General features: G+C 64.5%; 26 protein-coding genes and 1 pseudogene. 15 read left to right on the top strand and 12 right to left on the bottom strand.

Going from position 1 to position 26,425, the window contains the following annotated elements:
• Positions 1 to 20 precede the first annotated feature (20 nt).
• A complete protein-coding gene (gene murJ, locus ACOI1H_RS01870) occupies positions 21 to 1,607 on the top strand; it encodes a murein biosynthesis integral membrane protein MurJ (RefSeq protein WP_422435019.1) in 1,587 nt (528 codons plus the stop codon).
• 49 nt (positions 1,608 to 1,656) lie between these two features.
• On the opposite strand, the gene ACOI1H_RS01865 is transcribed toward murJ, so the two are convergent.
• Entirely contained in the window at positions 1,657 to 2,349 is a 693-nt protein-coding gene (locus ACOI1H_RS01865; RefSeq protein WP_422435018.1) for a rhomboid family intramembrane serine protease, read from the bottom strand.
• A 102-nt stretch (positions 2,350 to 2,451) separates the two neighbouring features.
• On the opposite strand from ACOI1H_RS01865, the gene trpS reads away from it, so the two are divergent.
• The 14 genes from trpS (at position 2,452) to ACOI1H_RS01795 (ending at position 14,428) form a co-directional block, all read left to right on the top strand.
• Positions 2,452 to 3,480, top strand: coding sequence for a tryptophan--tRNA ligase (trpS, locus tag ACOI1H_RS01860; RefSeq protein ID WP_422435017.1), 1,029 nt, complete (start codon positions 2,452 to 2,454; stop codon positions 3,478 to 3,480).
• 177 nt (positions 3,481 to 3,657) lie between these two features.
• Entirely contained in the window at positions 3,658 to 4,158 is a 501-nt protein-coding gene (locus ACOI1H_RS01855) for a VOC family protein (RefSeq protein WP_422435016.1), read from the top strand.
• A 173-nt stretch (positions 4,159 to 4,331) separates the two neighbouring features.
• Complete coding sequence (locus ACOI1H_RS01850) at positions 4,332 to 5,198, top strand: branched-chain amino acid aminotransferase (protein ID WP_422435015.1); 867 nt, start codon at positions 4,332 to 4,334, stop codon at positions 5,196 to 5,198.
• A 54-nt stretch (positions 5,199 to 5,252) separates the two neighbouring features.
• Entirely contained in the window at positions 5,253 to 5,708 is a 456-nt protein-coding gene (locus ACOI1H_RS01845) for a universal stress protein (protein WP_422435014.1), read from the top strand.
• 81 nt (positions 5,709 to 5,789) lie between these two features.
• Positions 5,790 to 6,353 (top strand): NifU family protein, encoded by a 564-nt coding sequence (locus ACOI1H_RS01840; protein ID WP_422435013.1) that lies wholly within the window; start codon positions 5,790 to 5,792, stop codon positions 6,351 to 6,353.
• On the top strand, positions 6,343 to 7,005 hold the full coding sequence (gene tsaB, locus ACOI1H_RS01835) for a tRNA (adenosine(37)-N6)-threonylcarbamoyltransferase complex dimerization subunit type 1 TsaB (protein ID WP_422435012.1): 663 nt from the start codon (positions 6,343 to 6,345) through the stop codon (positions 7,003 to 7,005). Before ACOI1H_RS01840 ends, tsaB begins: the two co-directional genes overlap by 11 nt.
• Entirely contained in the window at positions 7,002 to 7,418 is a 417-nt protein-coding gene (locus tag ACOI1H_RS01830) for a GNAT family N-acetyltransferase (protein ID WP_422435011.1), read from the top strand. The genes tsaB and ACOI1H_RS01830 overlap by 4 nt, the downstream gene beginning before the upstream one ends.
• A gap of 142 nt (positions 7,419 to 7,560) precedes the next feature.
• Positions 7,561 to 8,556 carry a BMP family lipoprotein gene (locus tag ACOI1H_RS01825; RefSeq protein ID WP_422435010.1) on the top strand — a complete coding sequence of 332 codons (996 nt, stop codon included), beginning with the start codon at positions 7,561 to 7,563 and terminating at the stop codon, positions 8,554 to 8,556.
• 73 nt (positions 8,557 to 8,629) lie between these two features.
• A complete protein-coding gene (locus ACOI1H_RS01820) occupies positions 8,630 to 8,986 on the top strand; it encodes a molecular chaperone GroEL (RefSeq protein ID WP_422435009.1) in 357 nt (118 codons plus the stop codon).
• Positions 8,983 to 10,590, top strand: coding sequence for an ABC transporter ATP-binding protein (locus ACOI1H_RS01815; RefSeq protein WP_422435008.1), 1,608 nt, complete (start codon positions 8,983 to 8,985; stop codon positions 10,588 to 10,590). The genes ACOI1H_RS01820 and ACOI1H_RS01815 overlap by 4 nt, the downstream gene beginning before the upstream one ends.
• Before the next feature lie 3 nt (positions 10,591 to 10,593).
• A complete protein-coding gene (locus ACOI1H_RS01810) occupies positions 10,594 to 11,715 on the top strand; it encodes an ABC transporter permease (protein WP_422435007.1) in 1,122 nt (373 codons plus the stop codon).
• Positions 11,716 to 11,719: 4 nt separating this feature from the next.
• Positions 11,720 to 12,688: an ABC transporter permease gene (locus tag ACOI1H_RS01805; protein WP_422435006.1), complete on the top strand. Its 969-nt coding sequence runs from the start codon at positions 11,720 to 11,722 to the stop codon at positions 12,686 to 12,688.
• 67 nt (positions 12,689 to 12,755) lie between these two features.
• Complete coding sequence (locus ACOI1H_RS01800) at positions 12,756 to 13,676, top strand: sulfite exporter TauE/SafE family protein (protein ID WP_422435005.1); 921 nt, start codon at positions 12,756 to 12,758, stop codon at positions 13,674 to 13,676.
• Positions 13,676 to 14,428, top strand: a complete 753-nt coding sequence (locus ACOI1H_RS01795; protein ID WP_422435004.1) for a TIGR02186 family protein — start codon at positions 13,676 to 13,678, stop codon at positions 14,426 to 14,428. Before ACOI1H_RS01800 ends, ACOI1H_RS01795 begins: the two co-directional genes overlap by 1 nt.
• Here ACOI1H_RS01795 and ACOI1H_RS01790 read toward each other — a convergent pair.
• The 11 genes and pseudogenes from ACOI1H_RS01790 to ACOI1H_RS01740 all read right to left on the bottom strand — a co-directional run.
• On the bottom strand, positions 14,425 to 15,963 hold the full coding sequence (locus ACOI1H_RS01790) for an ATP-dependent DNA helicase (protein WP_422435003.1): 1,539 nt from the start codon (positions 15,961 to 15,963) through the stop codon (positions 14,425 to 14,427). The two genes, ACOI1H_RS01795 and ACOI1H_RS01790, sit on opposite strands and share 4 nt — an antisense overlap.
• 40 nt (positions 15,964 to 16,003) lie before the next feature.
• Complete coding sequence (locus tag ACOI1H_RS01785; protein WP_422435095.1) at positions 16,004 to 16,642, bottom strand: acyl-homoserine-lactone synthase; 639 nt, start codon at positions 16,640 to 16,642, stop codon at positions 16,004 to 16,006.
• A 78-nt stretch (positions 16,643 to 16,720) separates the two neighbouring features.
• On the bottom strand, positions 16,721 to 17,506 hold the full coding sequence (locus ACOI1H_RS01780; protein WP_422435002.1) for a helix-turn-helix transcriptional regulator: 786 nt from the start codon (positions 17,504 to 17,506) through the stop codon (positions 16,721 to 16,723).
• Positions 17,451 to 17,666: a hypothetical protein gene (locus ACOI1H_RS01775; protein WP_422435001.1), complete on the bottom strand. Its 216-nt coding sequence runs from the start codon at positions 17,664 to 17,666 to the stop codon at positions 17,451 to 17,453. Before ACOI1H_RS01775 ends, ACOI1H_RS01780 begins: the two co-directional genes overlap by 56 nt.
• A 250-nt stretch (positions 17,667 to 17,916) precedes the next feature.
• Positions 17,917 to 18,966, bottom strand: coding sequence for a ketopantoate reductase family protein (locus ACOI1H_RS01770; protein WP_422435000.1), 1,050 nt, complete (start codon positions 18,964 to 18,966; stop codon positions 17,917 to 17,919).
• A gap of 77 nt (positions 18,967 to 19,043) precedes the next feature.
• Positions 19,044 to 19,724 (bottom strand): annotated as a pseudogene (locus tag ACOI1H_RS01765) (dioxygenase); the annotation flags it as partial.
• A 115-nt stretch (positions 19,725 to 19,839) separates the two neighbouring features.
• Positions 19,840 to 20,898, bottom strand: coding sequence for a maleylacetate reductase (locus ACOI1H_RS01760; RefSeq protein ID WP_422434999.1), 1,059 nt, complete (start codon positions 20,896 to 20,898; stop codon positions 19,840 to 19,842).
• A complete protein-coding gene (locus ACOI1H_RS01755; RefSeq protein ID WP_422434998.1) occupies positions 20,898 to 23,423 on the bottom strand; it encodes an ATP-binding cassette domain-containing protein in 2,526 nt (841 codons plus the stop codon). The genes ACOI1H_RS01760 and ACOI1H_RS01755 overlap by 1 nt, the downstream gene beginning before the upstream one ends.
• 71 nt (positions 23,424 to 23,494) lie before the next feature.
• Positions 23,495 to 24,550: a substrate-binding domain-containing protein gene (locus ACOI1H_RS01750; protein ID WP_422434997.1), complete on the bottom strand. Its 1,056-nt coding sequence runs from the start codon at positions 24,548 to 24,550 to the stop codon at positions 23,495 to 23,497.
• Positions 24,543 to 25,562, bottom strand: coding sequence for an ABC transporter permease (locus ACOI1H_RS01745; RefSeq protein WP_422434996.1), 1,020 nt, complete (start codon positions 25,560 to 25,562; stop codon positions 24,543 to 24,545). The genes ACOI1H_RS01750 and ACOI1H_RS01745 overlap by 8 nt, the downstream gene beginning before the upstream one ends.
• A 25-nt stretch (positions 25,563 to 25,587) precedes the next feature.
• A partial coding sequence (locus ACOI1H_RS01740; RefSeq protein ID WP_422434995.1) for a zinc-dependent alcohol dehydrogenase occupies positions 25,588 to 26,425 on the bottom strand: 838 nt, incomplete at its 5' end.

The raw sequence follows: 26,425 nt of genomic DNA, 5'->3' as shown, positions 1-26,425 counted from the left end.
GCAATCGTAAGGGCCGCCCCATGAAACCGATCCGCCTGATGTCCGGCTTCTTTACCGTGGGCATCTGGACCCTGCTGTCCCGCGTGATGGGCTTCGTCCGCGACATCATGATCGCGGGCTACCTTGGCACCGGCCCGATCGCCGAAGCCTTTCTCGTCGCCTTCTCGCTGCCGAACCTGTTTCGCCGTTTCTTTGCCGAGGGCGCGTTCAACATGGCGTTCATCCCCATGTTCTCGAAAAAGGTGGAATCGGGTGAAGGCGCAGAGGATTTCGCGCAGGATGCCTTTGTCGGCATGGCGGTGATCCTGACCGGGTTCACGATCCTCGGCATCGTCCTGATGCCGCTTCTGGTGACGGCGATGGCCGCAGGCTTTCGCGGCGACGCGCGATTCGATCTGGCGGTGGAATACGGTCGCTACGCGTTTCCCTACATCCTGTTCATCTCGCTTGCCGCACTTCTGTCGGGCGTGCTGAACGCCACGGGTCGCTTCATGGCTGCGGCAGCCGCGCCGGTGCTGCTGAACATGGTCTTCATCGTCACCATCGTCCTCGCCGCAGCATTGGGCCGCCCGATGAGCGATACGCTCGGCATGGGCCTGGATCAGGCGCTGGGGCTGCGCGTCGGGGATTCGCTGGCGCTGTCCGTGCCGTTCGCGGGCATGGTGCAGATGGCCGTCGTCTGGTGGGCCGCGGCGCGCGCGGGCTATCCGCTGCGGTTCAAGCGACCCCGCATGACACCGGAACTGAAGCGTCTTGCCTATATCGCCGCCCCGGCCGCCCTCGCAGGTGGCGTCGTGCAGATCAACCTGCTGGTCGGTCGTCAAGTCGCAAGCTTCTACGAAGGGGCCGTGGCCTGGCTGAATTATGCGGACCGGCTCTACCAACTGCCCCTCGGTGTCGTGGGGATCGCCATCGGCGTCGTGTTGCTGCCGGATCTGTCGCGCCGGCTGCGCGGTGGCGATACGGCAGGGGGACGGGACGCATTCAACCGGGCGTCCGAACTCAGCCTCGCGCTGACGGTTCCCGCCGCCGTGGCGCTGATCGTCATTCCGCTGCCGCTGGTCTCCGTCCTGTTCCAGCGCGGTGCCTTCACGGTGGACGATACGGCCGCAACCGCCCTGACGGTCGCGGTCTATGGCCTCGGCCTGCCTGCCTTCGTACTGCAAAAGACGCTGCAACCGCTGTTCTTCGCGCGGGAGGACACCCGCAGCCCCTTTCGCTATGCCGCGATCGCGATGATCCTGAATCTTGTGCTGGCCGTGGGCCTTGCCCCGTTCATCGGGTTCATCGCCGCAGCCCTCGGCACGACGATGACCGGCTGGGCGATGGTCGTCCTGCTGTGGCGTGGCAGCCGGAACATGGGCGCGGCGGCAACGCTCGACGACCGCTTCAAGGCGCGGATCTGGCGCATCATCATGGCCGCGGCCGGGATGGGCGTCGTCCTGTGGCTGACGCAGGTGATCCTTGGCCCCTGGTTCGGATCGCCGGGCCTGCGCTACATCGCCCTTTCCGCACTCGTCGGGGTCGGGATCGTCAGCTACTTTGCCATCGGACAGGCCGTCGGCGCCTTCAAACTGCAGGAATTCCGCCGCGCGCTTCGGCGCTGACCCGCATTCATCTGGCCAGATAAACTCTCCCGCTGAAGGCGTCCCGCCCTTACCTTTGACGCAGCCGCACAAGCAGCGCGCTCCACCCGCCCGGGGCCAGCACGGTGGATGCGGCAAAGCCTGCGACAAAGCCCGCGAGCTCGGCGATCCAGATCGGGCTGGACCCGAACAGAAGTCCGAAGGCGAGTTGCAACGCCAACAGGAAACCGATCAGGCGGAATGCGGCGATCTGGTTCTGGCCGGCTGCGCCAAGCCGCAACCACAGGATATAGGTAAAGGCGCCGATCAGCCCGTAGACCGCCGGCCAGACCCCGAACAGCGGCGTGGCCCCGCCGACGCACACGCCGAACGCCAGCGCCCCGGCCAGGGTGCCCAGCACGAACACCACCAGCGTCGCCAGCGGCGAAAAGACATCGCCCACGAACTTGCCCAGGGCCAGCAACAGCGCCGCGCCGAACAGCGCGTCGGTAAAGCTGCCGTGCACGAAGGCATAGGTGACGAACCGCTTCAGCAGGTCGAGACTGGTGTCGCCGCGCGACCAGACATAGTCCAGCACGGCGGGGGAAAACGCATAGTCGTTGAGTGCCGTCAGACGCCAGCCGATTCCGTTCGGTCCGCCGACAAGGCCCGCTGCACCGGCACTGAGCGTCAGTTCGATCGCGACGACGGCAATGACTAGCAGAAGGATCACCGGCGGTATGGCGTTGAAGGGGCTCTCGAAGGGTGCGGGTTCGTCGCTCATGGTCGGTTGGCTTTCTGCAGGAACGCGGCGATTGTTGATGTTCCGGGGCCGCTCTGGCATGGGTAAGCGACCCTGCTCCCACTGACCACCCCGGATGATCCCATGACCCAGACCACCCCTACCCCCGCCGCCTTCACGCAAAGGGTCTTTTCCGGCATCAAGCCGTCAGGCGGGCTGACGCTGGGCAACTATCTGGGTGCCATCAAGCGCTTTGTCGGGATGCAGGGCCAGATGGAGACGATCTATTGCGTCGTCGACCTGCATGCGATCACCGTCTGGCAGGACCCCGGCGAACTGAGCCATGCGACCCGCGAGGTCGCCGCAGGCTACATTGCCGCCGGGCTGGATCCCACGCAGTCGATCCTGTTCAACCAGTCCCGCGTGTCCGGCCACGCAGAGCTGGCATGGATCTTCAACTGCGTCGCCCGGGTCGGCTGGATGAACCGGATGACGCAATTCAAGGACAAGGCAGGGTCGAACGCCGAAAAGGTGTCGTTGGGGCTTTACGCCTACCCGTCGCTGATGGCCGCCGACATCCTGCTGTATCACGCGACCCATGTGCCGGTGGGCGAGGACCAGAAGCAGCACGTGGAATTGACCCGCGACATCGCGGCCAAGTTCAACCATGATTTCAAGATCGATTTCTTCCCCGAGACGGAAGCGGTCATCGACGGCCCTGCAACGCGGGTGATGAACCTGCGCGACGGCACGAAAAAGATGTCGAAGTCGGGCGATTCGGACATGGAACGCATCAACATGCGCGACGATGCCGACACCATCGCGAAAAAGTTCCGAAAGGCCAAGACCGACCCGGAGCCACTGCCGGACACACTGGACGGGCTGAAGGACCGGGCCGAGGCGCGCAACCTGATCGACATCTACGCCGCCCTGTCGGATGCGACACCCGAAGCGGTAATCTCGGAATATGCCGGTGCCGGCTGGGGCCGGTTCAAGCCCGCCCTTGCCGACCTCGCCGTGGCGAAGCTCGCACCGATATCGGAAGAGATGACACGCCTGATGGACGACCCCGCCGAGATCGACCGCATCCTTGCCGACGGGGCCGACCGGGCCCGCGCCATCGCCGCACCGATCCTGGCACGCACCTACGAGATCGTCGGCCTTCTGCGCTGACCCAGCGCCAAGGCCGACCGGTCGCGCAGGTGCGCTGCCTGAAGGCAGCAGCCTCCGGCGGAGATATTTTTGACCAGAAGAAGACTGGCCTGCGCAAGGGTGCAGGGCTTGCGTGTGGAAATACCGTCTTCTGTGCGCAAACCTCGGGTTTATATTGCGGTCAAAGGAGTGCTTGCCATGACTGATCTCGCACCTGCCGCCACACGTATCGGGCACGTTCACCTGAAGGTCGCCGACCTCGACCGTGCCATCGCCTTCTATGCCGGTGTGCTGGGGTTTGCGGTGACGCAACGCTATGGCCCGCAGGCCGCGTTCCTGTCGGCAGGCGGCTATCACCACCACATCGGTCTGAATACCTGGGAAAGCGCGGGGGCAACGCCGCCACCGCCGGGGCATACGGGGCTGTATCATACGGCGTTTCTTTACCCTGACCGCGCGTCGCTGGCGGCGGTTCGGCGTCGGGTGCTGGCCGCCGGGATTCCGCTGGACGGCGCTGCCGACCGCGGCGTGTCAGAGGCGATCTATCTGCGCGACCCGGACCAGAACGGTGTCGAGCTTTACGTCGACAGGGACGCGGCAAAGTGGCCACGCGACGCGCAGGGCCAACTTCGCATGGTGAACAGTCGGTTCGATCTGCAAGCGCTGCTGGATGCACACCCGGATTTCGAATCGTCATAAATCTGAATCCCGCGGCGGTCAGGATCACCGTGCAGTTCCCCGGCTGCACTCCCGAAGGATCGCCGCCTGTCCCGGTGCGATCCCGGCGGCGCGTCCTGTCCCGGATGCGCCGCCTTTACCCGCCTGCCCGCTTTGCCTAGGGTGCCGCCGATCCCATCCCGAAAGGCAGCGTCATGGCGACCGGCACCCAGATCCGCACGTATTTCGAGGGCCGCTGGCATGACGGCGATCTGGCCGTCATGCGGGCCGCCGATCACGGGTCCTGGCTGGGCACCACGGTCTTTGACGGTGCCCGCTATGCCCATGGCGTCGTGCCCGACCTTGTCGCCCATTGCGCCCGCGTGAATCGGTCCGCCACCGCGCTGATGATCACGCCGACCGTGGATGCCGCCGACATGGTGCAGATCGTGCGCGAGGGGTTGGCCGCCTACGCGCCCGACACTGCCGTCTATATCCGGCCGATGTACTGGGCACTGGAGGGCGGCGATCTGGGCATCGTGCCGAAGGAAGGGGCCACCGGATTCGCCATCAGCCTCGAGGCGATTCCGATGGCCGCCGCCGGGGCGTCGACGACCCTCACCACCACCCGCTTTCGCCGACCGGTCATGGAGGACAACGTCGTCAACGCCAAGGCGGGGTGTCTTTACCCCAACAATGCCAGAATGTTGGCAGAGGCGCGATCCAAGGGGTTCGGCAACGCGCTGGTCGCCGACGCGATGGGAAATGTGGCCGAGACGGCCAGCGCCAACGTCTTCATGGTGCGCGACGGCGTCGTCCTTACCCCGATCCCGAACGGCACCTTTCTGGCCGGCATCACGCGGGCGCGCCACATGACGCACCTGCGCGCAAATGGCTACGATGTGCGTGAGGCGGTTCTGACCTTCGACGACTTCCGCACCGTCGACGAGGTGTTCCTGTCGGGCAACATGATGAAGGTCACGCCGGTCAGCGCGTTTGATGACAGGCAGTACAACAGCGGCCCGGTGACGCAGGCCGTGCGCGAGATGTATTGGGACTGGGCCGCGACCGAAACGCTGTGACCGTTGCCAGCCGCGCTGCAATCCGACAGGATGCGCCGAACCGGAGGGGTCAAGATGCGCAAGTTCCTTGTCGTGCTGGATGACAGCCGCGAATGCCTGAATGCAATGCGTTACGCCGCCATGCGGGCGTCCAAGACGGGTGGCGGCGTCACCGTGCTGTCGATCATCCCGCCGGACGAATTCAACCACTGGATCGGCGTCGGAGAGATATTCCGCGAGGAAGCCCGGGAGCGGATCGAGGTGCATTTCGAAGTCTTCGCCAAGTGGATGCGCGACCGGCAGAACGTGAACCCGAACCTCGTCATCCGCGAGGGAGAGCCGATGCCGGAAATCATGGCGCAGATCGCCGAAGACCCGGAGATCGGCGTACTGGTTCTGGGGGCAAGCGACGATAACAAGGGGCCGGGACCGCTGATCTCTGCCCTGTCGCGGCAGGCGGGGACATTGCCGATCCCGATCACGATCGTGCCGGGCGATCTGTCGAAGGAAAAGCTGGAAGCGATCACCTGAGACGAGTTAGAATGGTTCCAAACCTTGACGGATGCGCCCGAAAGGCGCATATCTGATACCTGACAAAAAAGGACGGCTATCATGTTCATCCAGACCGAATCGACGCCGAACCCAGCGACGCTGAAATTCCTGCCCGGGCAGACCGTGCTGGATGTGGGGACCGCCGATTTCCCGACGCCAGAGGCGGCAGGGTCCAGCCCACTGGCACAACGTCTATTCGCCGTCGACGGCGTGGAGGGCGTGTTCTTCGGCATGGACTTCGTGACCATCACCAAGGCGGATGCCGTCGATTGGGACCACATCAAGCCCGCCCTGCTGGGCGCGATCATGGAACACTACCAGTCCGGCCAATCGGTGATGGGCGAGGACCACAAGCCCGTTTCGGGCCATGCGACACATGAAGGCGAGGACAGTGCCATCGTGGATCAGATCAAGGAACTGCTCGATACCCGCGTGCGGCCCGCCGTGGCGCAGGACGGTGGCGACATCACCTTCCACGGGTTCGAACGCGGCGTCGTCTATCTGCACATGCAGGGGGCCTGCGCCGGTTGTCCATCCTCGACCCTGACCCTGAAGATGGGGATCGAGAACCTGTTGCGGCACTATATTCCCGAAGTGACCGAGGTGCGGCCTGTTGCCGCCTGATCCGAACATTCTGGCATTCGACACCTCGGCGGCGCACTGCGCCGCCGCTTTGCTGCTGGGCGATCGGATCATCACCCGCACCGACGACATGGCACGTGGTCAGGCCGAACACCTGATGCCCATGCTGGAGGAGATGCTGGCGAAGGCAGGGCTCGTCTGGGCCGACCTCGACCTGATCGGCGTCGGTGTCGGACCCGGCAACTTTACCGGCATCCGCATGTCCGTGGCCGCTGCGCGCGGTCTGGCGCTGGGCCTTGGCAGACCCGCCGTCGGCGTCGGCGTGCTGGAGGCGCAGGCCTTTGGCACGGTGGGTCCGGTTCTGTCCACCCTGCGCGCGCCACGCGACATGGTCTATGCCCAACGCCTGAATGACGGCTGGCCCGATGCCCCGCCGGTCTTTACCGACCTCACCGGCGCACTGGCCCTGACAGGGACGGATGAGGTCGCTGTGCTGGGCGATATGGCGCAGGTGATGCATGATGCCCACGGCCTGATTATCGGCACCCCCGTCGCCAGCGTCGTCGAAGGCATCGCCCTGCTGGCTGCCGATCCGATCTATCGCATGGACCATCCCGATCGCCCTGCGCCGCTGTATCTGCGTTCTGCGGATGCTGCCCCTGCCCGCGACGCACCGCCCACCATCGTCCCATGACGCCGACCGCCCTCGCCGCCACGCACCGGGCGGCGTTCACGACCGAACGCCCGTGGTCCGCGGTGGAGTTCGCCGATCTGCTGGCGCAGCGCGGCGTGATCCTGTGCGGCATCACCTCTGCCTTCGTTCTGGGCCGGGTGACCTTCGACGAGGCGGAAATCCTGACCATCGCCACGCATCCCGACAGGCGTCGCAAGGGCCTTGCGCGCGCTGCGCTGGCGGCATTTTGCGACCGCGCCGTGCGGGCCGGTGCGGCGACGGCGTTTCTGGAGGTGGCTGCCGACAATGATGCGGCGCGCGCGCTCTACGCCTCTGAAAACTTCACGCAGGTGGGGCTGCGTCGCGCCTATTATCACCGTGTCGACGGGCCGCCTGCCGATGCCGTGGTTCTGCGCCGCGATCTGACCGCCTGAATTTTGACCGCTTGGCAAAACTTCAGGCAAGTTCCGCAAAGAAACGGTTGACCACCGTCACACGGCGTTGCCTTATCAGGCCATCAAACACGGGCGGCGCGAACCGCCCGGTCTGCAACTGACGTTCCTTGGGAGACGACACATGACCATCTTCACGAAATTCCTTGGTGCCACTGCGGCGCTGGCTTTGTCTGCCGGTGCGGCACTGGCCGATCCTGCAATCATCTTCGACCTGGGCGGCAAGTTCGACAAATCGTTCAACGAATCCGCATTCAACGGCGCGACCCGTTGGGCCGAGGAAACTGGCGGCACCTTTGCCGAGGTCGAGCTGCAGTCCGACGCCCAGCGCGAGCAGGCGCTGCGCCGCTTCGCCGAATCCGGTGCCAACCCGATCGTCATGGCCGGCTTCTCGTTCGCCACACCACTGAGTGATCTGGCCGCCGATTATCCCGACACCAAGTTCGTCATCATCGACGCCGTGGTCGAGGCACCGAACGTGAAATCCGTCGTCTTCAACGAAGAGCAAGGATCCTACCTTGTCGGCATGCTGGCCGCGATGGCGTCCAAGACCGGCACCGTGTCCTTCGTCGGCGGCATGGACATCCCGCTGATCCGCAAGTTCGCCTGCGGCTATGCCGAGGGTGCGAAGGCCGTGAACCCGGACATCAACGTGATTGCCAACATGACCGGCACCACCCCCGCCGCGTGGAACGACCCGGTGAAGGGCACCGAATTGACGCTGGCGCAGAAGTCTCAAGGCTCTGATGTGGTGTTCCAGGCGGCCGGCGGTACCGGCGTCGGCGTCCTGCAAGCCGCTGCGGACAACGAGATGCTGGGCATCGGCGTCGACGCCAACCAGAACTACATGCACCCAGGCCAGGTCCTGACGTCGATGTTGAAGCGCGTCGACAACGCCGTCTATGACGCCTTCACCGCAGGCGATGCGATCGAACCGGGCATCGCGTCGCTGGGTGTCGCGGAGGACGGCGTCGGCTATGCAATGGACGAGTTCAACGCCGACCTCATCACCGCTGAAATGCAGGCCGCCGTTGAAGAAGCCAAGGCCGGGATCGCCGACGGTTCCATCACCGTACATGACTACATGTCCGACGAATCCTGCCCGGCACTGACGTTTTAAGCGTCCCAGGCCAATATGACATCGGGGCCGCGCTGAACCATCGGCGCGGCCTCTTGCCCATCGGGGGACAGGCATGACCGACACGATCCAGCATTTCTTCGACGCCTGGGGCGAGGGTGACGCGACCCGCCGCCGTGACCTGATCGCAGGTGCGATGGCCGATGATTTCATCTATGCCGATCCGCGCACGGGACAGGACGTGACGACATTGGACGCGCTGGCGGACTACGTCGGGGAATTCACCGCCACCGCCGTCGGCTGGACCGCGACCGTCGTGCAGTCCGATGGCCACGGCGACCACCACCGCGCCGTCATAGCGTTTCTGGAAGACGGTGAAGCCCGCCAGCACGGTACCTATTACGCCCACATGACAGAGGGTCAGATCGCTGCCCTGATCGGATTCGTCGGGGCCGGAGGATTGTCCGCATGACATCTGCTGCCGCAGCCTCTGCCCCCGCCATCGAACTCAAGGGAATCTCGAAATCCTTCGGGCCGGTGCAGGCCAACAAGGACATTTCCATCCGCGTCATGCCGGGCACGATCCACGGTATCATCGGCGAAAACGGCGCCGGCAAGTCGACGTTGATGAGCATCCTCTACGGATTCTACAAGGCTGACGCGGGCGAAATCTTCATTGCTGGCAAGCGCGTCGACATCCCTGACAGCCAGGCCGCGATCGCGGCGGGTATCGGCATGGTGTTCCAGCACTTCAAACTGGTGGAAACCTTCACCGTCCTTGAGAACATCGTCCTGGGGGCAGAGGATTCGGGCTTGCTGCGCCCATCGCTCGCCCGTGCGCGGCGTGAACTGACCGCGCTGGCCAAGGAATACGAGCTGAACGTCGATGCGGACGCGCTGGTTGCCGACATCGGCGTGGGCATGCAGCAGCGGGTCGAAATCCTCAAGGCGCTGTATCGCCGCGCCGACATCCTGATCCTCGACGAACCGACCGGCGTGCTGACCCCGGCAGAAGCGGACCACCTGTTCCGCATCCTCGAAAACCTGCGGCGCGAGGGGAAGACGATCATCCTGATCACTCACAAACTGCGCGAGATCATGGAGATTACCGATACCGTCAGCGTCATGCGGCGCGGCGAGATGACGGCCACGGTGAAGACCGCCGAGACCAGCCCGCCGGAACTGGCGGAACTGATGGTAGGCCGCAAGGTCCTGCTGCGGGTCGACAAGAAACCCAGCACGCCGGGTCGGGTGATCCTTGACGTGAAGGATCTGAACGTCACCGATGCCAAGGGCGTGCACCGCCTGAAGGGCGTCAGCTTTCAGGTGCGGGCCGGAGAGATTCTGGGCATCGCCGGGGTCGCCGGCAACGGGCAAAGCGAGTTGCTGGAGGTGCTGGGCGGTTACGAAAAGGCGACAGGCACGATCCAGATGAACGGCGACCCGATCGACCTGACCGGCACGAAATCCGACGCTCAAAGCCGCCGCTCCCGCAGCATCGCCCATGTGCCGGAGGATCGTCAGGCCGAGGGTCTGATCATGGACTATGCCGCATGGGAAAACGTCGCCTTCGGCTATCATCGCGATCCGAAGTATCAATCGGGCATCCTGATGAACCACGCGGCGATGATGCAGGATACCGAGGAAAAGATGGCCCGCTTTGACGTGCGGCCACCCGATCCGAAACTGGCGGCCAAGAACTTTTCCGGCGGCAACCAGCAAAAGATCGTCCTCGCGCGGGAAATCGAGCGCAATCCAGACCTGCTGCTGATCGGCCAGCCGACGCGCGGCGTGGATATCGGTGCCATCGAATTCATCCACCAGCAGATCGTCGCGCTGCGTGACCAGGGCAAGGCGATCCTGCTGGTCAGCGTGGAGCTGGAAGAAATCCTAGCCCTGTCCGATCGCATCGCTGTGATGTTCGACGGGCGGATGATGGGCGAACGCGATCCGGCGCAGACGAACGAGCGGGAACTTGGCATGCTGATGGCCGGCGTGACGGGTGCCCCGTCAGAGGTCAGCGTCGAAAAGATCGAGGAAAATCTGGCCCACGCGGGCACGGGCGAAAGGGTCTGAGACATGGACGTGATGCCGAAATGGGCCGACGTGATCCTGATCCCGATCATTTCCCTGCTGTTGGCCGCGATCCTGTCGGCGCTGGTGATCCTCGCCATCGGTGAAAACCCGTGGGAAGCGCTGAAGCTGATGGTCGATGGCGCGCTGGGGTCGACCTATGGTTGGGGCTACACGCTTTATTATGCGACGAATTTCATCTTTACCGGCCTTGCCGTCGCCATCGCCTTTCACGCCCGGATGTTCAACATCGGCGGCGAAGGGCAAGCGGTGCTGGGTGGTCTGGGTGTGGCGCTGGTCTGCCTTTACATCCCCTTTCCGCACTGGTCGCTGGCCCTGATCGCGGCCACGGCGGGGGCCGCGCTTTTCGGGGCCGCCTGGGCGTTCATTCCGGCCGTCCTGCAGGCCAAGCGCGGCAGCCACATCGTCATCACGACGATCATGTTCAATTTCATCGCGGCAGCCTTCCTGAACTACCTGCTGGTCGGCGTGCTGAAGCCTGCGGGCAACATGGAACCGGCGACCGGCAAGTTTCCCGAGACGACGTTCCTGCCGTCGTTTCAGGACATGTTTTCCACAGCGGACAACGCCCTGTTCCGCGGCGCACCGGCCAATGTCACCTTCTTCGTCGCTGTCGCGGCCTGCATCGTGATCTGGGCGCTGATCTGGCGCACGCGGCTGGGTTACGAGATCCGCGCCTTCGGCCATTCGGAATCGGCGGTGAAATATGCCGGCATCAGCCCGACGAAGATCATCGTGATCTCGATGGCCATTTCGGGTGCCCTTGCCGGCATGATGGCGATCAACAACGTGATGGGAGAAGCGGAGCGTCTGGTCCTGAACGCCGTCGAAGGGGCCGGTTTCATCGGCATCGCAGTAGCGCTGATGGGCCGCTCGCACCCCTTCGGCGTGTTTCTGGCCGCGATCCTGTTCGGGTTCCTGTATCAGGGCGGCGCGGAACTGGCGCTTTGGACGTCGATCCCGCGCGAGCTGATCGTCGTCATTCAGGCGCTGGTGATCCTGTTCACGGGCGCGCTGGACAACATGGTGCGGATGCCGCTGGAAAGCTTCTTTCTGGCGCGGCGCCGGGCGGCAAAACCCAAGACCAAACTGACCCCGGCGGAGTGACGACATGGACCTGCTGACGCTCCTGCAACTGCTCGATTCAACCGTGCGCCTTGCGACACCCTTGCTGTTGGCCTGCATCGCCGGCCTTTATTCGGAACGCGCCGGCATCTTCGACATCGGGCTTGAAGGCAAGATGTTGGCCGCCGCGTTCCTTTCCGCCGCCATCGCCTTCACCACCGGAAGCGTGTGGCTGGGCCTGCTGGCCGGCGTCGCGGCATCGTTGGCCCTATCGGCCATACACGGGATCGCGTCCATCACCTTTCGCGGCAATCAGCTGATTTCCGGCGTCGCGATCAACTTTCTGGCGGCGGGCCTGACGGTCGTCATCGCGCAAAGCTGGTTCGGTCAGGGTGGCCGGACGCCGCAACTGGCCGGGGCCGCGCGGTTCAACCCGATCACCCTGCCCTTCGCCGATCAGGTGCGCGACGTGCCAATCGTCGGCCCGATCTACTATGAACTCATCTCGGGCCACACGGCGCTGGTCTATATCGCCCTGCTGATCGTGCCACTGACGTGGTGGGTGCTCTATGCCACGCGGTTCGGCCTGCGCCTGCGCGCGGTTGGCGAAAACCCGGCGGCGGTGGACACGGCCGGCGTCTCGGTCATCGGCCTGCGCTTTGCCGCTGTGGCGATCTGCGGTGTGCTGTGCGGCTTGGCCGGTGCCTACCTCGCGACCGCATTGCAGGCCGGCTTCACCAAGGACATGAGCGCGGGGCGCGGCTATATCGCACTGGCGGCGCTGATCTTTGCCAAGTGGAAGCCCTGGCCTTGCCTGGGGGCGACACTGCTGTTCGGCTTCCTGCAAGCCCTAGCGCTGCGGCCCGACCTGATCGAGCGCACCGTTGGCTTCAACGTGCAGACCCAGCTTCTGGATGCCTTGCCCTATATCCTGACAGTGGTGATCCTGGCCGGGTTCGTCGGCAAGGCGATCCCACCCAAGGCGGGTGGAGAGCCCTACGTCAAGGAACGCTGACCGAACGGTTTGACACCGGTGCCGATCCGCAGTCTTGTAAGGCGGCGCATCCCCCACGGGACACTCGATGCAACTTTACCTGCCCATCGCCGAGATTTCGGTCAACGTTTTCCTGATCCTCGGGCTGGGCGGCCTCGTGGGCGTGTTGTCGGGCATGTTCGGCGTGGGCGGCGGGTTCCTGATCACGCCGCTGCTGTTCTTTGTCGGCATCCCTCCCGCAGTGGCGGTTGCCACGTCGACCAACCAGATCGTCGCGTCGTCCTTTTCCGCGCTGCTGGCGCATCTGAAGCGGCGCACGGTCGATCTGCGGATGGGCGTCGTGCTGCTTATCGGCGGCCTCGTGGGGTCGTCGCTGGGCCTCGTGATCTTCAACACGCTGCGCGAACTCGGGCAGGTCGATTTGTTGGTCAGCCTGTTCTACGTCGTCTTTCTGGGCGTCATTGGCGGACTGATGCTGATCGAAAGCGTCAATGCCATCATCAAGTCGCGTCGTCCCGGCGGTGCGCGCAAGCCGCGCAAGCATCATTACTGGGTCCATAATCTGCCGCTGAAGGTCAAGTTCCGGGTCTCGGGTCTTTACATCTCGGTCATTCCGCCGCTGCTCGTCGGCGTTCTGGTAGGCATCCTGTCGGCGATCATGGGCGTCGGTGGCGGTTTCGTCATGGTGCCCGCGATGATCTATCTGTTGGGGATGCCGACCAAGGTCGTCATCGGCACGTCGTTGTTCCAGATCATCTTCGTCACTTCCTACACGACGATGCTGCATGCGACGACGAACTACACCGTCGATATCATGCTGGCCCTGCTGCTGATCGTCGGCGGCGTCATCGGCGCGCAGATCGGCACCCGCATCGGGCTGAAGCTGCGCGCAGAAAGCCTGCGCATCCTGCTTGCGATCCTCGTCCTGCTGGTCTGCGGCAAGCTGGGGCTGGACCTGCTGCTGCAACCGTCAGAGCTTTATTCCCTGAAGGCGGCGGGAGAGGTGTGATGCGGTGGGTGGCCCTCCTTCTGCTGGTCCTGGCCAGTCCCCTGCGGGCCGAAAGCATCGTGCTGGGGCTCAGTCAGGATTCCGTGTCGATCACCGCCAGTTTCGACGGGTCCGACATCCTGATCTTCGGCGCTGTCAGTCGCACGGCACCGGAACCGGTGGACAGTGGCGCGCTTGGCGTGATCATCGCGGTCGCCGGTCCCGATCAGGAGGTTTCGGTCTACCGCAAGTCGCGGCAGCTGGGCATCTGGATCAATACGGCAGAGGTCGAGGTCGACCGCGCCCCGTCGTTCTATGCCGTGGCGACCAGCGGCCCGCTGAACGAAGTGCTGCGCGATACCGAAGACCTGCGCAACGAAATCACGATTCCCCGCGCGATCCGGTCCGTCGGGGCCACGGTGTCCGACAGCGGGGCGTTCACCGATGCGTTGATCCGCATCCGGGCCAAGGAGTCGCTGTTCCAGATGAACGAAGGTGCCGTCGATCTGGAACAGGATACCCTGTTCCGTGCGTCCTTTCGCCTGCCCGCGAACCTGATCGAGGGCGACTATCTGGCCCGCATCTTTCTGACGCGGGGCGGTCGGATCATCGATACGCAAAGCACCGTCATTCCGGTGCAGAAGGTCGGGCTGGAACGCTGGCTTTACAACCTCGCCCATGTGCAGCCGTTCCTGTATGGTCTGCTGTCGCTGATCATTGCCGTGGCGGCGGGGTGGGCGGCATCAGCGGGGGCTGCGGCGCTGAAGCGCTAATCCTCGTCCGACTGCACCGTCAGCGTCAGCGGGGCCGGTCCGGCATCCAGATCGTCGACATGCAGGAACGGGTCCGTAGGCTTTGCCAGCCGGTTGCGCACGACCCAGCGCAATTGCGTCTCGGCCCGCGTGATCGCGACATAGGCAAGACGTTTCCACAGCGGTTGCCCGGCCTCGACTCGACCCATGCGGGACGCCATCTCGATATCCGGGGCAAAGACCTGCACCGTGTCCCACTGTGACCCCTGTGCCTTGTGGATTGTCACAGCCGCCCCATGCAGAAAGGTCGCGCCCATCTTGGCCGCGAAGGGGATGAAGGGTTCGTCGTTCCCTTCCAGTTCGATCTTGACGATGCTGGCGGCGGACATCTGCGGGTCGATCGCCCCCAGCACATGCAGCCGACTGAAGCCGGGCCGCTTGCCCGGCCCAAGGTAGATGACCTGTGCGCCCTTGATCAGGCCGCGCGCCTCCAGGTCCAGCCGCTTCTTGCGATGCTTAATCGGCAATTCGATCCCGTCGCAGATCAACGGCTCTCCTGGCAAAAGGCTGTCAGCGGGCGCGTCAAACGCGGCGCGGAAGGCATGGATCAAGCGGATGCGCGTCTTGTTCGTCCAGACGAGGCAAGGCGAGCGGGCCATCAGGTCCGCCTCGACCCGCTGGGCGACGACGACACGTTCGTCCTTTTCGGCAGCCTCGGTCACCATCCGTTCGAAATGATAGAAGTCCAGCATCGGATCGGCCAGCGCATGAGCCAGATCGAGGATCGGATTGTCGGCGCTTTGGCGATGGATGCGGCTCAGCGTCAGGACACGCTTTTCAGGCAACGTCTCGAACACCATGCCGCCCGACGACTGGACGGGCGGCAATTGCGCCGGATCACCGAACAGCAGAAGCGTCGGAAAGATTTCCTTGAGATCCTCGAACTGCTTGGCGTCCAGCATCGAGGATTCATCGACAAAGCCGATGTCCAGCGGCTCTTCGCGCCGCTTCCATCCGGTGATGAAATCGCTGCCGCGCAGGCCCGCGGCAGCAAGGGCTGCGGGGACGGATTTGTGCCCCTGATAGGACGCCCAGGCGCGGTCAAGTGCCACGTCGGTCAACTGTTCGACCGCAGGCCGTTCCCCCTGCCCGGCCAGCCATTCCGCGACCTTTTCGAACTGGGGATCATAGACCGGAGTGTAAAGGATGCGGTGGATCGTCGTCGCGGGCACGCCGCGGTTGCGCAAAACCGACGCGGCCTTGTTCGTCGGGGCAAGGATTGCCAGCGTCCGGCGATTCTGCCGCTTCTTGCCTTCGTAATCACCGGACACGATGTCGACGCCTGCCGTTTCCAGCGCGCGGTAAAGTGCCGCCAGCAGCATCGTCTTGCCGCTGCCCGCCTTGCCGATGACCGCCAGAACCTCGCTGACGTCGGTTTGCGGCGGTTGCAGCAGATCGTCGGTCAGGTCGACACCGGCCTGCCGCAGTGCCAGCGTGACGCTGTCCCAGGCGGCGGCCTGATCGTCGGAAAAGGTGATGGTGGCGGGGGCATTCATGGCGCGACCCTACCCGGCCCCGCCCGCCCCTGCCAGACCCTCAGGCGGCGATTTGCACAGGTCCAGCGGCAAGCGTGTGGCCAAAGGACCGCGCGAACCACGCCTCCGAGATTTCGGACGACACGCCGGCCCGGCGCAGGACGCGCAGCCGGTCATCCGCGCGGTAGGGCCAGAGGCCGACACTGATTGCGTCGCGACCGCTGCCGCTGCGGCCCAGCACCTCTGGTGCTGCCCCGATGGCGTTGTAGATGCGGATCATCCGCGCGTCGAAGACACCCAGCAGGTGGGTCAGGGCAAAGGCGCGCATCAACTCTCCGCCAGCCAGCATCAACAGCCCCGCGACCCGGGGGCCCGCATCGGGCGCCAGGCAGAAGCGCGTGCATTCCCAGATCAACGGGGTTGTGATCGGATGCGGCATCAACGCAGAGAAGTGGTCGGTGACCATCGTGCGCCCCGACATCGGCAGAAACCGCATCGACCCGCCGTGCACGCCGGGGGTCGGTTCCCAGATCACATAAAGCGGGTTCAGCGCGTCATATGCGTCCGTCTCCCACCCTGCCGCGTCGACGGTGACCTCCCATTTCAAGCGGTCCCGGAACTGAACCGCACGGTCACGATGCATGGTGGCCCGCAGGTCGGGATGGTGACGCAGGTCGTCGGCAGAGATGTAGCGGATCATGGTGAAGTATCCTGTCATATTCATGACAGAACCTGCGACGGACGTAGCTAATCAAGTTGCGCTGGTGCGCGCGCAGGGTCAGCCTGCCGACGCAACACCCGCAACGGCCAGCCGCCCCGGCCAGCCCCCCTGCGCCTCGCGGGCGGCCCCACCGACGACGATCAGACCTTCAGACATGGCACGCGCCACCGCATGAACGGTGTTGGAGGCCCCCAGCTTGTGACGCGCGCTTTCGATGTAGGCCCGCAGCGTATGTTCGGGAATCGCAAGCATGTCCGCCGCCTGGGACCGGGAATAGCCCATCGCGAGAAACGTCAGGGCATCGACCTCTCTTGGCGAAAGGGGACGCACGGCATCGGGGGATCGCCCCTTTTCCAGTTGAAGTGCCTTCGCGTTGAGGTAGTGGGCAATGACGATCATATCGCGCTGTGACGACAGGGTGAACTCCTCCCACTCTGCATCGGTACAGGTGTGCGAGACGGTGAACATGGCGAACTGACCGTTCGGGCCACGGATCGGGATGGAATATCCCTGATTGCCGACCCCATGCGCCAGCGAATCCGATCGAAACGCGCGCGCCGCCTTGGAGGTCCAATCCACCCGCTTCCAGTCGACCGGATGAAATCGTTGAAAGCTGCCGAGCACGACCGGGTCGACGCGGATGTATTCCTGATCCTGATAACGCTGCGCCCAATCCGGGCTATAGGTGCCAAATCCATACTGTTCTCCATCGACGCTGATCCAGTGATAGACGACGTGATCGACCCGCAGCACGTCCCGCAGTGACATGATCAGGCCCTGTATCTGGTCAAGACGGTCGGTAGTTTCCAGCTCCTGCAAAAAGCGGTTCAGCGTATTCCGCATCGTAGCGCACATGGCCCAAGGGCCCCTCGGACGACGACGCGATTTCTGCCGATGCCACGATCGCGGCTTCGCGCATCCGGTCCGCCACGAGAGGCAGGCCGTTCTTGCACGCGAAGGACTCCAAATCGGCCAGAACGTCTATGATCCACTTATGTCCCACGGTCACATTTCCCTGTGAATGGTTAATGAAAAATTAACAACCCACGGTCGCATGGGCAAAATTAACAAAATACTCACTTCTTGAGCCCCCTCCGAACTGGGGGGAAGGTACTTGGCCAAGTGTCTGGAGGACACAGGAAAGACCGGATGCACCGGTCTGGTTGCTCCGAAATCGGAGGGCGGGCGGGCGATAATTCGGCTTGGCGGAGTGACATACGAGAATCCGGTAAAATTGCCGGGATTTGCCGTAGTCACATCGTCGACGCAGGCGCACCGCGCGCGGACACGAGATCGTCTCGGTTGTCCCGCGTCAACACACGTCGTCCGGCTTCGATCTCGAAGGCCAACTGCACAACATGGGCATTGACCGGGGCGGACCTGCCATGGTCGGCCAGCGTCTTGACCACCCATCCATTGACTTCGTCGATCTCGGCTCGGCGGCCCTTGCGCCAGTCCTGCAAAGAGGTCGTCAGCGTATCCTCGCGCGAGAAGGTCTTGAGCACCTCGTCGAAGATTTCGTCCACGTAGCGCTCCGGATGGTTGCTCATTACCGGGGGCATGCCGATGATCGGCATGATCGTGGCACCGTCTGCCAAGGCGGCCTCCATCGCCTCGTAGCCGGCCCTGCGCATCAGGTCGAGCATGCCAGGCAGACGCGCCGCGTCGTTCAGTGCCGTGTCAATGATGGCCGAGGGGATAAGCTCTGCCGCATTGACGACCAGCTTCATCCACTTGGCAGAGCGGATGTCGTCCGTGACCTCGACCCTGCCCGCGTGGCGCAACAGCGTCGCGACCTCTTCGACCTCTGGCTGCTTGTCAGGGTCAAGCGCGCCCAGCGCGAACCAGCTTTCGTCGTGGTCGTTCTGCCGTGTGGTCACGCCGGGCGTCCACATGTTCGACGCGATCTCGATCACGGCACCGATGGTGCGTCCGCGCCCGACGATGGACGCGATATCCTCATGCGTCATGCCGTTCTGCAACCCGACGACAAAACCGTCAGCGGCCAGCACCGGCTTGATCAGTTCGGTGGCCCAGCGGGTGTCGTAGGCCTTTACCACAAGGAACACGAGGTCGAAGGGCTGCCTGACCTCTGCCACCTCGCACAGGTGCAGGGCCTTGACCGGCGTGTGGATTGTGCGGGTCGGCATGTGGACGGTCAGACCATCGCGGCGCATCGCCTCTACATGGGCCGGCCACTGGTCGATGAAGGTCACATCAAGGCCCGCACGCGTGAAATCCGCCGCGATGGAAGCACCCTGCGCCCCGGTGCCAAGGAAGGCGATGCGCGGATTGGCCTTCATCGGCGCACCTCCGGCATCATGACGAAATCGAAGGTGGATCGCCAGATTGTCGGGCCGTCGGGTGTGGCCGCATAGTCGGCGATCAGGGTCCGTTTCACGCCGAAGACGGCATCAGATGTCAGATAGTCATCGCCCTTCACAAAGGTATGGGTGACGACCGTTTCATGCCCCGGCGCGCTGACGATGAAGTGCATATGCGCGGGCCTGTAGGGGTGACGACCCAGAAGCCCAAGCATCTGTCCGACCGGACCGTCGTCCGGGATCGGGTAGGACACCGGCTTGATGCCTTGGAACGAGTAGCGCCCATCGTCGCCGGTGACGAAAACGCCCCGGTTGTTCGGCTGCGGCTGCAGGTCCGGCTGCTGCACGTCGTAGAAGCCGTTCGCATTGTCGGACCAGACGTCGATGCGCGCGCCCTTGACGGGGGTGCCGGTCAGGTCGGTGACGCGCCCCTCGAACAGGCAACTTTCGCCGACGCCGTCCTTGCTGATGTTCGTGCCCATCGGATATTCGGGCACGCCGTCAACGTGGAACGGGCCAAGGACCGTATTCTCGGTTGCGCCGTCGGGGCGTCGGTTATTGATCGCATCGACCAGCATCGACACGCCCAGCACGTCCGACAGCAGGATGAACTCTTGCCGGTTGCCGTCGCACATCTGTCCGGTCTTCGTCAGGAATGCGACCGCCTGTGCCCATTCGTCCTGCGTCAGTTCCACATCCTTGATGAAGGCGTGCAGGTGCGAGACAAGGGCGTTCATCACGCGGGCCAGGCGCGGGTTGGTGCCGTCACCCACGCGCGCCGTGACGGTGGCGACAGACTCCCTTTCATTGAAATAGGCGACGGCGGGATCGGACATGAAGTGGCCTTTCAGGTCAGCTTTCGGGGCGCGCGCCATCAAAGGCCCGCGTCAGCAGCGCGTGGATGCCGTCGCGGGTGACGGCGCGCGGATTGGCGTAGGGGTTACTGACTGCCAGATCGGCAACGCGGGACAGATCGCCGCGCGCAAGGCCAAGATCCTTCAGCGCAAGGGGCGCGCCGAGCTGTCGGGCGAGGTCGTGCAAGCCACCTGCCAGATCGCCACCGAACAGCGCCGCGGCGGGGGCCAGCGCGTCGCGCGCGGCGTTGGCATTGTAGGCGGCGGTGTGCGGCAACAGGGTCGCGTGCGTTTCCGCATGCGGCAGGTCGCAGGCCCCGCCTAGCGTGTGGCACAGCTTGTGATGCAGCGACATGGCAACGGATCCCAGCACGACCCCGCACAGCCAGGAGCCGTAGAGTGCGTCGCTGCGGGCGCCGATGTCGGTGGGGTTGCTGACGATGGCAGGCAGAGCCTCTTTCAACGCGCGGATGCCTTCGACGGCCAGCAGCGATGTCACAGGGTTGGCGTCGGGCGCGTAAAGCCCCTCGACCGCGTGGGCCATCGCATTCAGACCGCTGGCCACGCTCATGGCCACGGGCAGGCCAGTGGTCAGGGTCGGGTCGTAGATCACGACCTCCGGCCTGATCTTCGGGTCGCGGATCGTCGTCTTGGTGCCGTCCTCGGTCTGGCCCAGGATATCCGTCACCTCTGATCCGGCGTAGGTCGTGGCAATGACGATCTGGGCTGCGTCGTTGCGGAACGCGATGGCCTTGCCCAGACCGATGGTCGACCCGCCGCCCAGCGCCACGATGCAATCCGCGCCGCAGGCGTCATAGGCGGCCAGCGCGGACTGCGTCACCGCGACGGGCGTATGCATCGTGGCTTGGGTAAAGCTGCCGGCCGCCAGCGGGCCAAGCTGATGGGCCAGCGCCGCGAGGTCCGCCGCCTGAAACGAGGTCGAGAGCAGAAGCGCCCGCGTGCATCCCAGCCGCTCGATCTCAGCGCCGACCTGCGCCAGCGTGCCGGGACCGAAGATCACCCGCGACGGGGCGGCCTGATAGACGAAATCACGCATCACGTCGGCACCTCGGCCCGGCTGCGGGCGGTGGCGTAGATCAAAGCCGCCACCACGATCAGCGCGCCTTGAAAGAAGTATTGATACGCCTGTGACAGCCCGAGGAAAGACACCGCATTCAGCACTTCCGTCAGCAGCACGGCCCCCAGGATCGTGCCGACGAAGGTGCCGCGCCCACCGCGCAGACTGGTGCCGCCAAGCACGACCGCCGTGATGCTGGACAGGGTATAGTTGATGCCCTGCGCCGGATCGCCGACGCCGATCTGCGCCATCAGCATGACGGCACCGCAGGCCGTCAACAGCGAGACGAGGATGTAGCCGGCGATGAAGACACGATCGACGCGGACGCCAAGGCGGCGGGCGGCCCCTTCATCCGATCCGACGGCGCGCAATTGCCAGCCGCCACGGGCGCGGCGCAGTACCGTTTCACCGACCAACGCCACGGCTATCAAAACGATGAACGCGACTGGAATCGGCCCCAGCTTCCACGTCAGCCAGTCCATGACGGTGAAGTTGATATAGCCCCCCGGTCCGTCGCGCAGCACAAAGCTGAGGCCCTGCAGGCCGATATACATCGCCAGCGTCGCCGCGATGGGCGTGAAGTTGGCGTAGCGCATCAGGCTGCCGTTCACGGCCCCCACGACGGCGGCGCAGGCGAACATCAGCACGAAGCCTAGCGCGATCGTCGGCACGGCTTGACCGTCGTTGATGAAGAACGAGCCCACGACGACAAGGAACCCCGCCAGTGGCCCAACCGACAGGTCGATCCCGCCCATCAGCAGCGCGACGGTCTGTCCCATCGCGATGAAGCCCAGCGCCGTCGCCAGCAGCAGGATATTCGAGATGTTGAATGCCGACAGGTAGTTCGCGTTCTGTCCGAACACGTAAAGTCCCAGCAGCACGATGACCGCTGCCAGCGGAATTGCGGTCGCATTGTCGGATTGCACCAGATGCCGCCAGCCGGCACGGGCCTGTCGCACCTGCGCAGTGGGTTCTCCGACGTGCGGGGCGTGTGCCTCGGCCTGCACGGCGGCACCGACGATCCGTTCTTCGGTGATCGCGTCGCCGTGCAGGACCTCCGTCACGCGCCCGCGCGACATGACGACGACGGTGTCACACAGCCCTTCGAGTTCGGCCGCGTCCGACGAATTGACGATGACCGGCGTGCCGGCGGCAGAGACTTCGCGCAGGATACGGTAGATCTCGAACCGGGCACCGACGTCGACGCCCTGCGTCGGCTGGTCCGCGATGATGTAGCCGGGCTGCGACAGCAGCGCGCGGGACATGACGATCTTTTGCTGGTTACCCCCCGACAGGGACAGGACCTTGGCCTCCAACCCCGGCGTCTTGACGGCAAGCTGGGCAAAGATGTCCTGCACCGCCGCCCGTTCGCGGCCCCGGTTCAGGACGCCGCCGCTGGCAAAACGGTCGAGAGCGGAAAACGTCGCGTTCTCTCGCACGGTCAGATCGGTGGCGAGCCCTTCCTCGTGCCGGTCGGCGGGCATGTAGGCCGCGGTGCGCGACAAGGCGTCCGCCTTCAGTACGGTGCCGTTCAGCAGGACCTGCCCGGAAAACGGCAACAGGCCCGCCAGTGCACGCATCAGTTCGGCCTGCCCGTTGCCGTCCACGCCGGCTATCCCGATAATCCGGCCCCGACCCACTTCAAAGCTGACGTCGGCAAAGTTCCGACCGGTTAGTCCCTTGACGGCAAAGTTGATGCTGGCGTCGGTATTGTCGGCTTTCGGCGGAAACGCAGAAACGAGCGATCGCCCGACGATCATGTCGAGCAGGTCGCGATCGGTGACGTCCGCGACGCGCGCCGTGCCGCGCAGACGACCATCGCGCAACACGGTCACGCGGTCCGCGATCTGCCGCAACTCGGCCATGCGATGGGTGATGTAGATGACGGCGGTGCCTTGCGCTGCCAGTGCGCGGATGCGCGCGAACAGCATCTCGGTCGCGTCCTGATCGAGTGCTGCCGTCGGTTCGTCCATGATCAGGATGCGCGGCTGCACGGCCAGCGCCTTTGCTATTTCCAGCAGGTGGCGCTGCGGCACGGTCAGGTCGGCGGCGCGGGCGTTCAGAGGCACGTGCAACCCGACGGCGTCCAGCATCCGCCGCGCGGCCGTTGATGTGTCGCCCTCTGCAAAGACGTGCTGTGGCAGTGCCACGCGCAGATTTTCCAGCACGGTCAGATCGTTCAACACAGCCGGGTGCTGATAGGCGATGGACACGCCCAGGGCCGCAGACCGCGCGGGCGTCATGGGAGAGATCGCGACGTCCCCGACGTGGATGGTGCCGGCGGAAGGCTGCAACACACCCGAGATGATGTTCATCAGCGTCGATTTACCGGCACCGTTCTCGCCCAGGATGGCGTGGACCTCTCCGGGAAAGATGTCGACGGATACGTCGACAAGCGCTGCCACGCTGGCGAAATACTTGGTTACGCCGGTCAGGCGCAGCGCCGGTGCCGCGACGGTGCCGTGGCGGGTGTCGGTTCTGGTGGTCGTGTCGACGACGGTCATGTCCTGTCCTGCACTGGCGAATGTCGCGGGGGTGGTCCGGGCACCTGAAGCGCCCGGACCGAGTCTTGCGCTTACTGACCCACAGCTGCGGCCTGAGCCTCGCCCGTCATTTCCGCCGACAGATAGATCGACCCCGGCAGTTCCGGGCGGCAATCGACGGCGCTGGGCGTGCCGCTGACCGAATCCTCGAAGACCGGGGCCTTGAAGATTTCCTCGGTCGGCGGCGTGCCGCCCGTCGCCTCGGCCACGGCCCATTGGACGGCCAGACGCACGTTGTCATTGCCGGTCGCCACGGTGAACAGCTTGAAGTCCGGGTTGGCCTCGTGATTTTCGGCCCAGAAGCAGGACAGGGAATTGCCGTCCGACGTGGCGATCGCTGGGATGGATCGGCCGAATTCGCTGAACACCGGCAGCGCGCCGACCAGCGAGGGGCCGAAGTCGGACACGATCATGTCGATCTTGTCGTTCTTGGCGATTTCTGCCGACAGGACCTGCTGCGTCAGCGACGGGTCCCAGTTGGTGACGGCAAAGGGCTCGGGGTTGATGAAGACATAGCTGTCGTCCAGCACCGACTTCATCCCCTCCAGCTCGTCCACGCCCTGGCTGTTGCCGGCGGGGCCAGAGATGAACAGCAGGTTGCCGCCTTCGGGCAGTTGCGCCTTGATCCAGTTGCCCCAATTGACGCCGTCTTCCTTGAAGGATGAACCGATGAATTTGGTGTAGTTGGTGCCGGCCTCGCCACCGACGTTCACGCGGTAGGGCACCACGATAGCCCCCGCGCGATAGGCGTTGGTCAGCGCGGGCAGCACGGCGGGGCCTGCGTCACCGAAGACGACCAGCGCCTTGATGCCGCGCGCGACCATCGAGTTGATGTCCGAGATTGCCTTTTGCGTATCGCCTTGGCCGTCCGCATATTCGAATTGCGTGATGCTGGGGCATTTGGCAACTTCTTCCTTGCCGGACGCAGTCGTGACCAGTCGCCAGCTATTGCCGCCAAAGCCGTCAAGCAGCGCCAGCGACGCCTCGTTCGGGCCACACCAGCTTGGCACGTCCTGCGCCATGGCACCGGTGGCCCCCAGCGTCAACGCCAGCGCCGAAACCGCGATCTTCAGTGAGTTATCAAGCATTGTCCGTATCCTCCATTTTGGGCGTTTCTTTGATGGGTGATTGCCGGCGCCACTGGATCGAATAGACTCCGATCCCAAAGACGAGCGCCAAGGCCTGAATGATGGTCTGTGCCGAAAACGGCACCCCGACAGTCAGCGCGAACTGGCTGAGCAGGTTCAGAAAGACGGCGGCGATGACCGTCGTGACGGGAAACCCCCGCCCGCCCAGCAGCGAGGTGCCAGCCAGCACGACGACGGCGACGGATGGCAACAGCAGCGCGTCGCCTTGAAAGGCTGTCGGTTCGCGGGTGATCCCTGCGATCAGGATGCCAGCCACGCAGTAATGCAGCTGCGCCAGCACATAGGCCATCGCCTGATAGCGGCGCACCGGCAGGCCCGCCGCATGGGCGGCCATCGGATTGGCTCCGATCACCTCGAACCGCCGGCCTTGGGCGGTCTTCTTCATGACGCCCGCGACAACGAAAAGGATGGCCAGCGCAAACAAGACCGCATGGGGAATGAAGAGGGTCTTGCCGCCAGCGATCTGCGCGAGCAGCGGCGTCGTGGTGCGCGGCACGCCGCCCGAGACGGCAAACACGATGCCATACAGCATCGCGTTCATGCCGATGGTCGCCACGATGGCGTTCAACCGCATGACACCGACAAGAAATCCGTTCGCCAATCCGGCGGCGACGGCGAGCGCGAGGGCAATCAGCACGGCAGGCAAAAGCTGCGCATTGTCACCCGATGGCAGGTGCGTGACCAGCACCACGGACAGTGACACGCCACCCGCAAGCGACAGGTCGAACCCACCCTGCTGGACAACCAGCATCTGACCCAGACCCACGATGGCGATGACGGCGGCAAAGGGCAGGCTGCCGGCCAGCCCGCCGTAGGACACGGCAGACGGCGCGAAGATCAGGCACAGCAAGACCAGCACGACGGTCGAGGCCGCGACCGTGACAAAGCCACGCGCCAGCGGGAGCTGCGTCAGGCCCATGCGAGGGGCCGAGATGTTGGTTGCATGTGTCATCCGTTCCCCTCCCTTTCCAGTTGCGTCAGCCGATGTTCAGCGTGACCTTGACGGCCCGCTGCGGGTCCTTGCCCAGTTCGAAGGCCGCAAGCGCGTCATCAAGGCCAAAGCTGTGCGTCTGGATCGGCGACAGGTCGATGCCCGTGCGCTCCAGGAACCGGATCGCCCCCGGCCAGACACCGGGCGACCCGATGCAGCCGCGCACGGTCAGGTCCTTGATCTGGATCTTGCCGAGTTCGACCGGGAATTTCTGGCCAATGTTGATGCCGACCATCGACACGAACCCTTCAGGCCGCGCGTAGTCAAAGACGTTTGCCAGCGATGCCGCGTGACCCGCACATTCGACGACCAGATCGGCACCGCCTTTGGTGATCTCGGTGATCGCCTCGATCGGGTCCCCGTCGGTCGGATCGACGACAGCGTCTGCCCCCAGCTTCATCGCGATGTCTCGCCGCAAGGGCACCGGATCGACGACGATGACCCGCGCGCCCATACCGATCGCCGCCGCTGCGGACACAAGCCCGATGGTCCCGCCTCCAGAGATCACGACGGTCTGCGACGCATCGACCCCGCCGTGGCGCAGGACCGCGTAATAGCCGCAGGTGAACGGTTCGATCAGGGCACCCTTGGCATCATCGACACCGTCGGGCAACTTGTGCAGCCACTCGGGGCGGGCGGCGAAATATTTGCGGTTGGCACCGTCCATGGAAAAGCCGAAGTGGTGGATGCGGTCAGGCGTGCGGATCACGCATTCGCCGACGACGCGGTCGCCGACCGTCAGGCCCTTCACGTTGGCCCCGACCTCGACGACCTCGCCCACCCATTCGTGGCCGGGCGTGACGGGATAGCTGATCGGGATGATG

Source organism: Loktanella sp. DJP18, assembly GCF_049310965.1.
In the GTDB taxonomy this organism is placed as follows: domain Bacteria; phylum Pseudomonadota; class Alphaproteobacteria; order Rhodobacterales; family Rhodobacteraceae; genus Loktanella.
The sequence above is the reverse complement of the archived record's forward strand: the minus strand, read 5'-3'. Positions and strand labels throughout refer to the sequence as shown.

What these genes read in the sequence shown, in the direction of transcription:
- murJ (WP_422435019.1), top strand. Translation starts at nt 21, where the DNA reads ATGAAACCGATCCGCCTGATGTCCGGCTTCTTTACCGTGGGCATCTGG.
- ACOI1H_RS01865 (WP_422435018.1), bottom strand. Translation starts at nt 2,349, where the DNA reads ATGAGCGACGAACCCGCACCCTTCGAGAGCCCCTTCAACGCCATACCG.
- trpS (WP_422435017.1), top strand. Translation starts at nt 2,452, where the DNA reads ATGACCCAGACCACCCCTACCCCCGCCGCCTTCACGCAAAGGGTCTTT.
- ACOI1H_RS01855 (WP_422435016.1), top strand. Translation starts at nt 3,658, where the DNA reads ATGACTGATCTCGCACCTGCCGCCACACGTATCGGGCACGTTCACCTG.
- ACOI1H_RS01850 (WP_422435015.1), top strand. Translation starts at nt 4,332, where the DNA reads ATGGCGACCGGCACCCAGATCCGCACGTATTTCGAGGGCCGCTGGCAT.
- ACOI1H_RS01845 (WP_422435014.1), top strand. Translation starts at nt 5,253, where the DNA reads ATGCGCAAGTTCCTTGTCGTGCTGGATGACAGCCGCGAATGCCTGAAT.
- ACOI1H_RS01840 (WP_422435013.1), top strand. Translation starts at nt 5,790, where the DNA reads ATGTTCATCCAGACCGAATCGACGCCGAACCCAGCGACGCTGAAATTC.
- ACOI1H_RS01830 (WP_422435011.1), top strand. Translation starts at nt 7,002, where the DNA reads ATGACGCCGACCGCCCTCGCCGCCACGCACCGGGCGGCGTTCACGACC.
- ACOI1H_RS01825 (WP_422435010.1), top strand. Translation starts at nt 7,561, where the DNA reads ATGACCATCTTCACGAAATTCCTTGGTGCCACTGCGGCGCTGGCTTTG.
- ACOI1H_RS01820 (WP_422435009.1), top strand. Translation starts at nt 8,630, where the DNA reads ATGACCGACACGATCCAGCATTTCTTCGACGCCTGGGGCGAGGGTGAC.
- ACOI1H_RS01815 (WP_422435008.1), top strand. Translation starts at nt 8,983, where the DNA reads ATGACATCTGCTGCCGCAGCCTCTGCCCCCGCCATCGAACTCAAGGGA.
- ACOI1H_RS01810 (WP_422435007.1), top strand. Translation starts at nt 10,594, where the DNA reads ATGGACGTGATGCCGAAATGGGCCGACGTGATCCTGATCCCGATCATT.
- ACOI1H_RS01805 (WP_422435006.1), top strand. Translation starts at nt 11,720, where the DNA reads ATGGACCTGCTGACGCTCCTGCAACTGCTCGATTCAACCGTGCGCCTT.
- ACOI1H_RS01800 (WP_422435005.1), top strand. Translation starts at nt 12,756, where the DNA reads ATGCAACTTTACCTGCCCATCGCCGAGATTTCGGTCAACGTTTTCCTG.
- ACOI1H_RS01795 (WP_422435004.1), top strand. Translation starts at nt 13,676, where the DNA reads ATGCGGTGGGTGGCCCTCCTTCTGCTGGTCCTGGCCAGTCCCCTGCGG.
- ACOI1H_RS01790 (WP_422435003.1), bottom strand. Translation starts at nt 15,963, where the DNA reads ATGAATGCCCCCGCCACCATCACCTTTTCCGACGATCAGGCCGCCGCC.
- ACOI1H_RS01785 (WP_422435095.1), bottom strand. Translation starts at nt 16,642, where the DNA reads ATGATCCGCTACATCTCTGCCGACGACCTGCGTCACCATCCCGACCTG.
- ACOI1H_RS01780 (WP_422435002.1), bottom strand. Translation starts at nt 17,506, where the DNA reads ATGCGGAATACGCTGAACCGCTTTTTGCAGGAGCTGGAAACTACCGAC.
- ACOI1H_RS01770 (WP_422435000.1), bottom strand. Translation starts at nt 18,966, where the DNA reads ATGAAGGCCAATCCGCGCATCGCCTTCCTTGGCACCGGGGCGCAGGGT.
- ACOI1H_RS01760 (WP_422434999.1), bottom strand. Translation starts at nt 20,898, where the DNA reads ATGCGTGATTTCGTCTATCAGGCCGCCCCGTCGCGGGTGATCTTCGGT.
- ACOI1H_RS01755 (WP_422434998.1), bottom strand. Translation starts at nt 23,423, where the DNA reads ATGACCGTCGTCGACACGACCACCAGAACCGACACCCGCCACGGCACC.
- ACOI1H_RS01750 (WP_422434997.1), bottom strand. Translation starts at nt 24,550, where the DNA reads ATGCTTGATAACTCACTGAAGATCGCGGTTTCGGCGCTGGCGTTGACG.
- ACOI1H_RS01745 (WP_422434996.1), bottom strand. Translation starts at nt 25,562, where the DNA reads ATGACACATGCAACCAACATCTCGGCCCCTCGCATGGGCCTGACGCAG.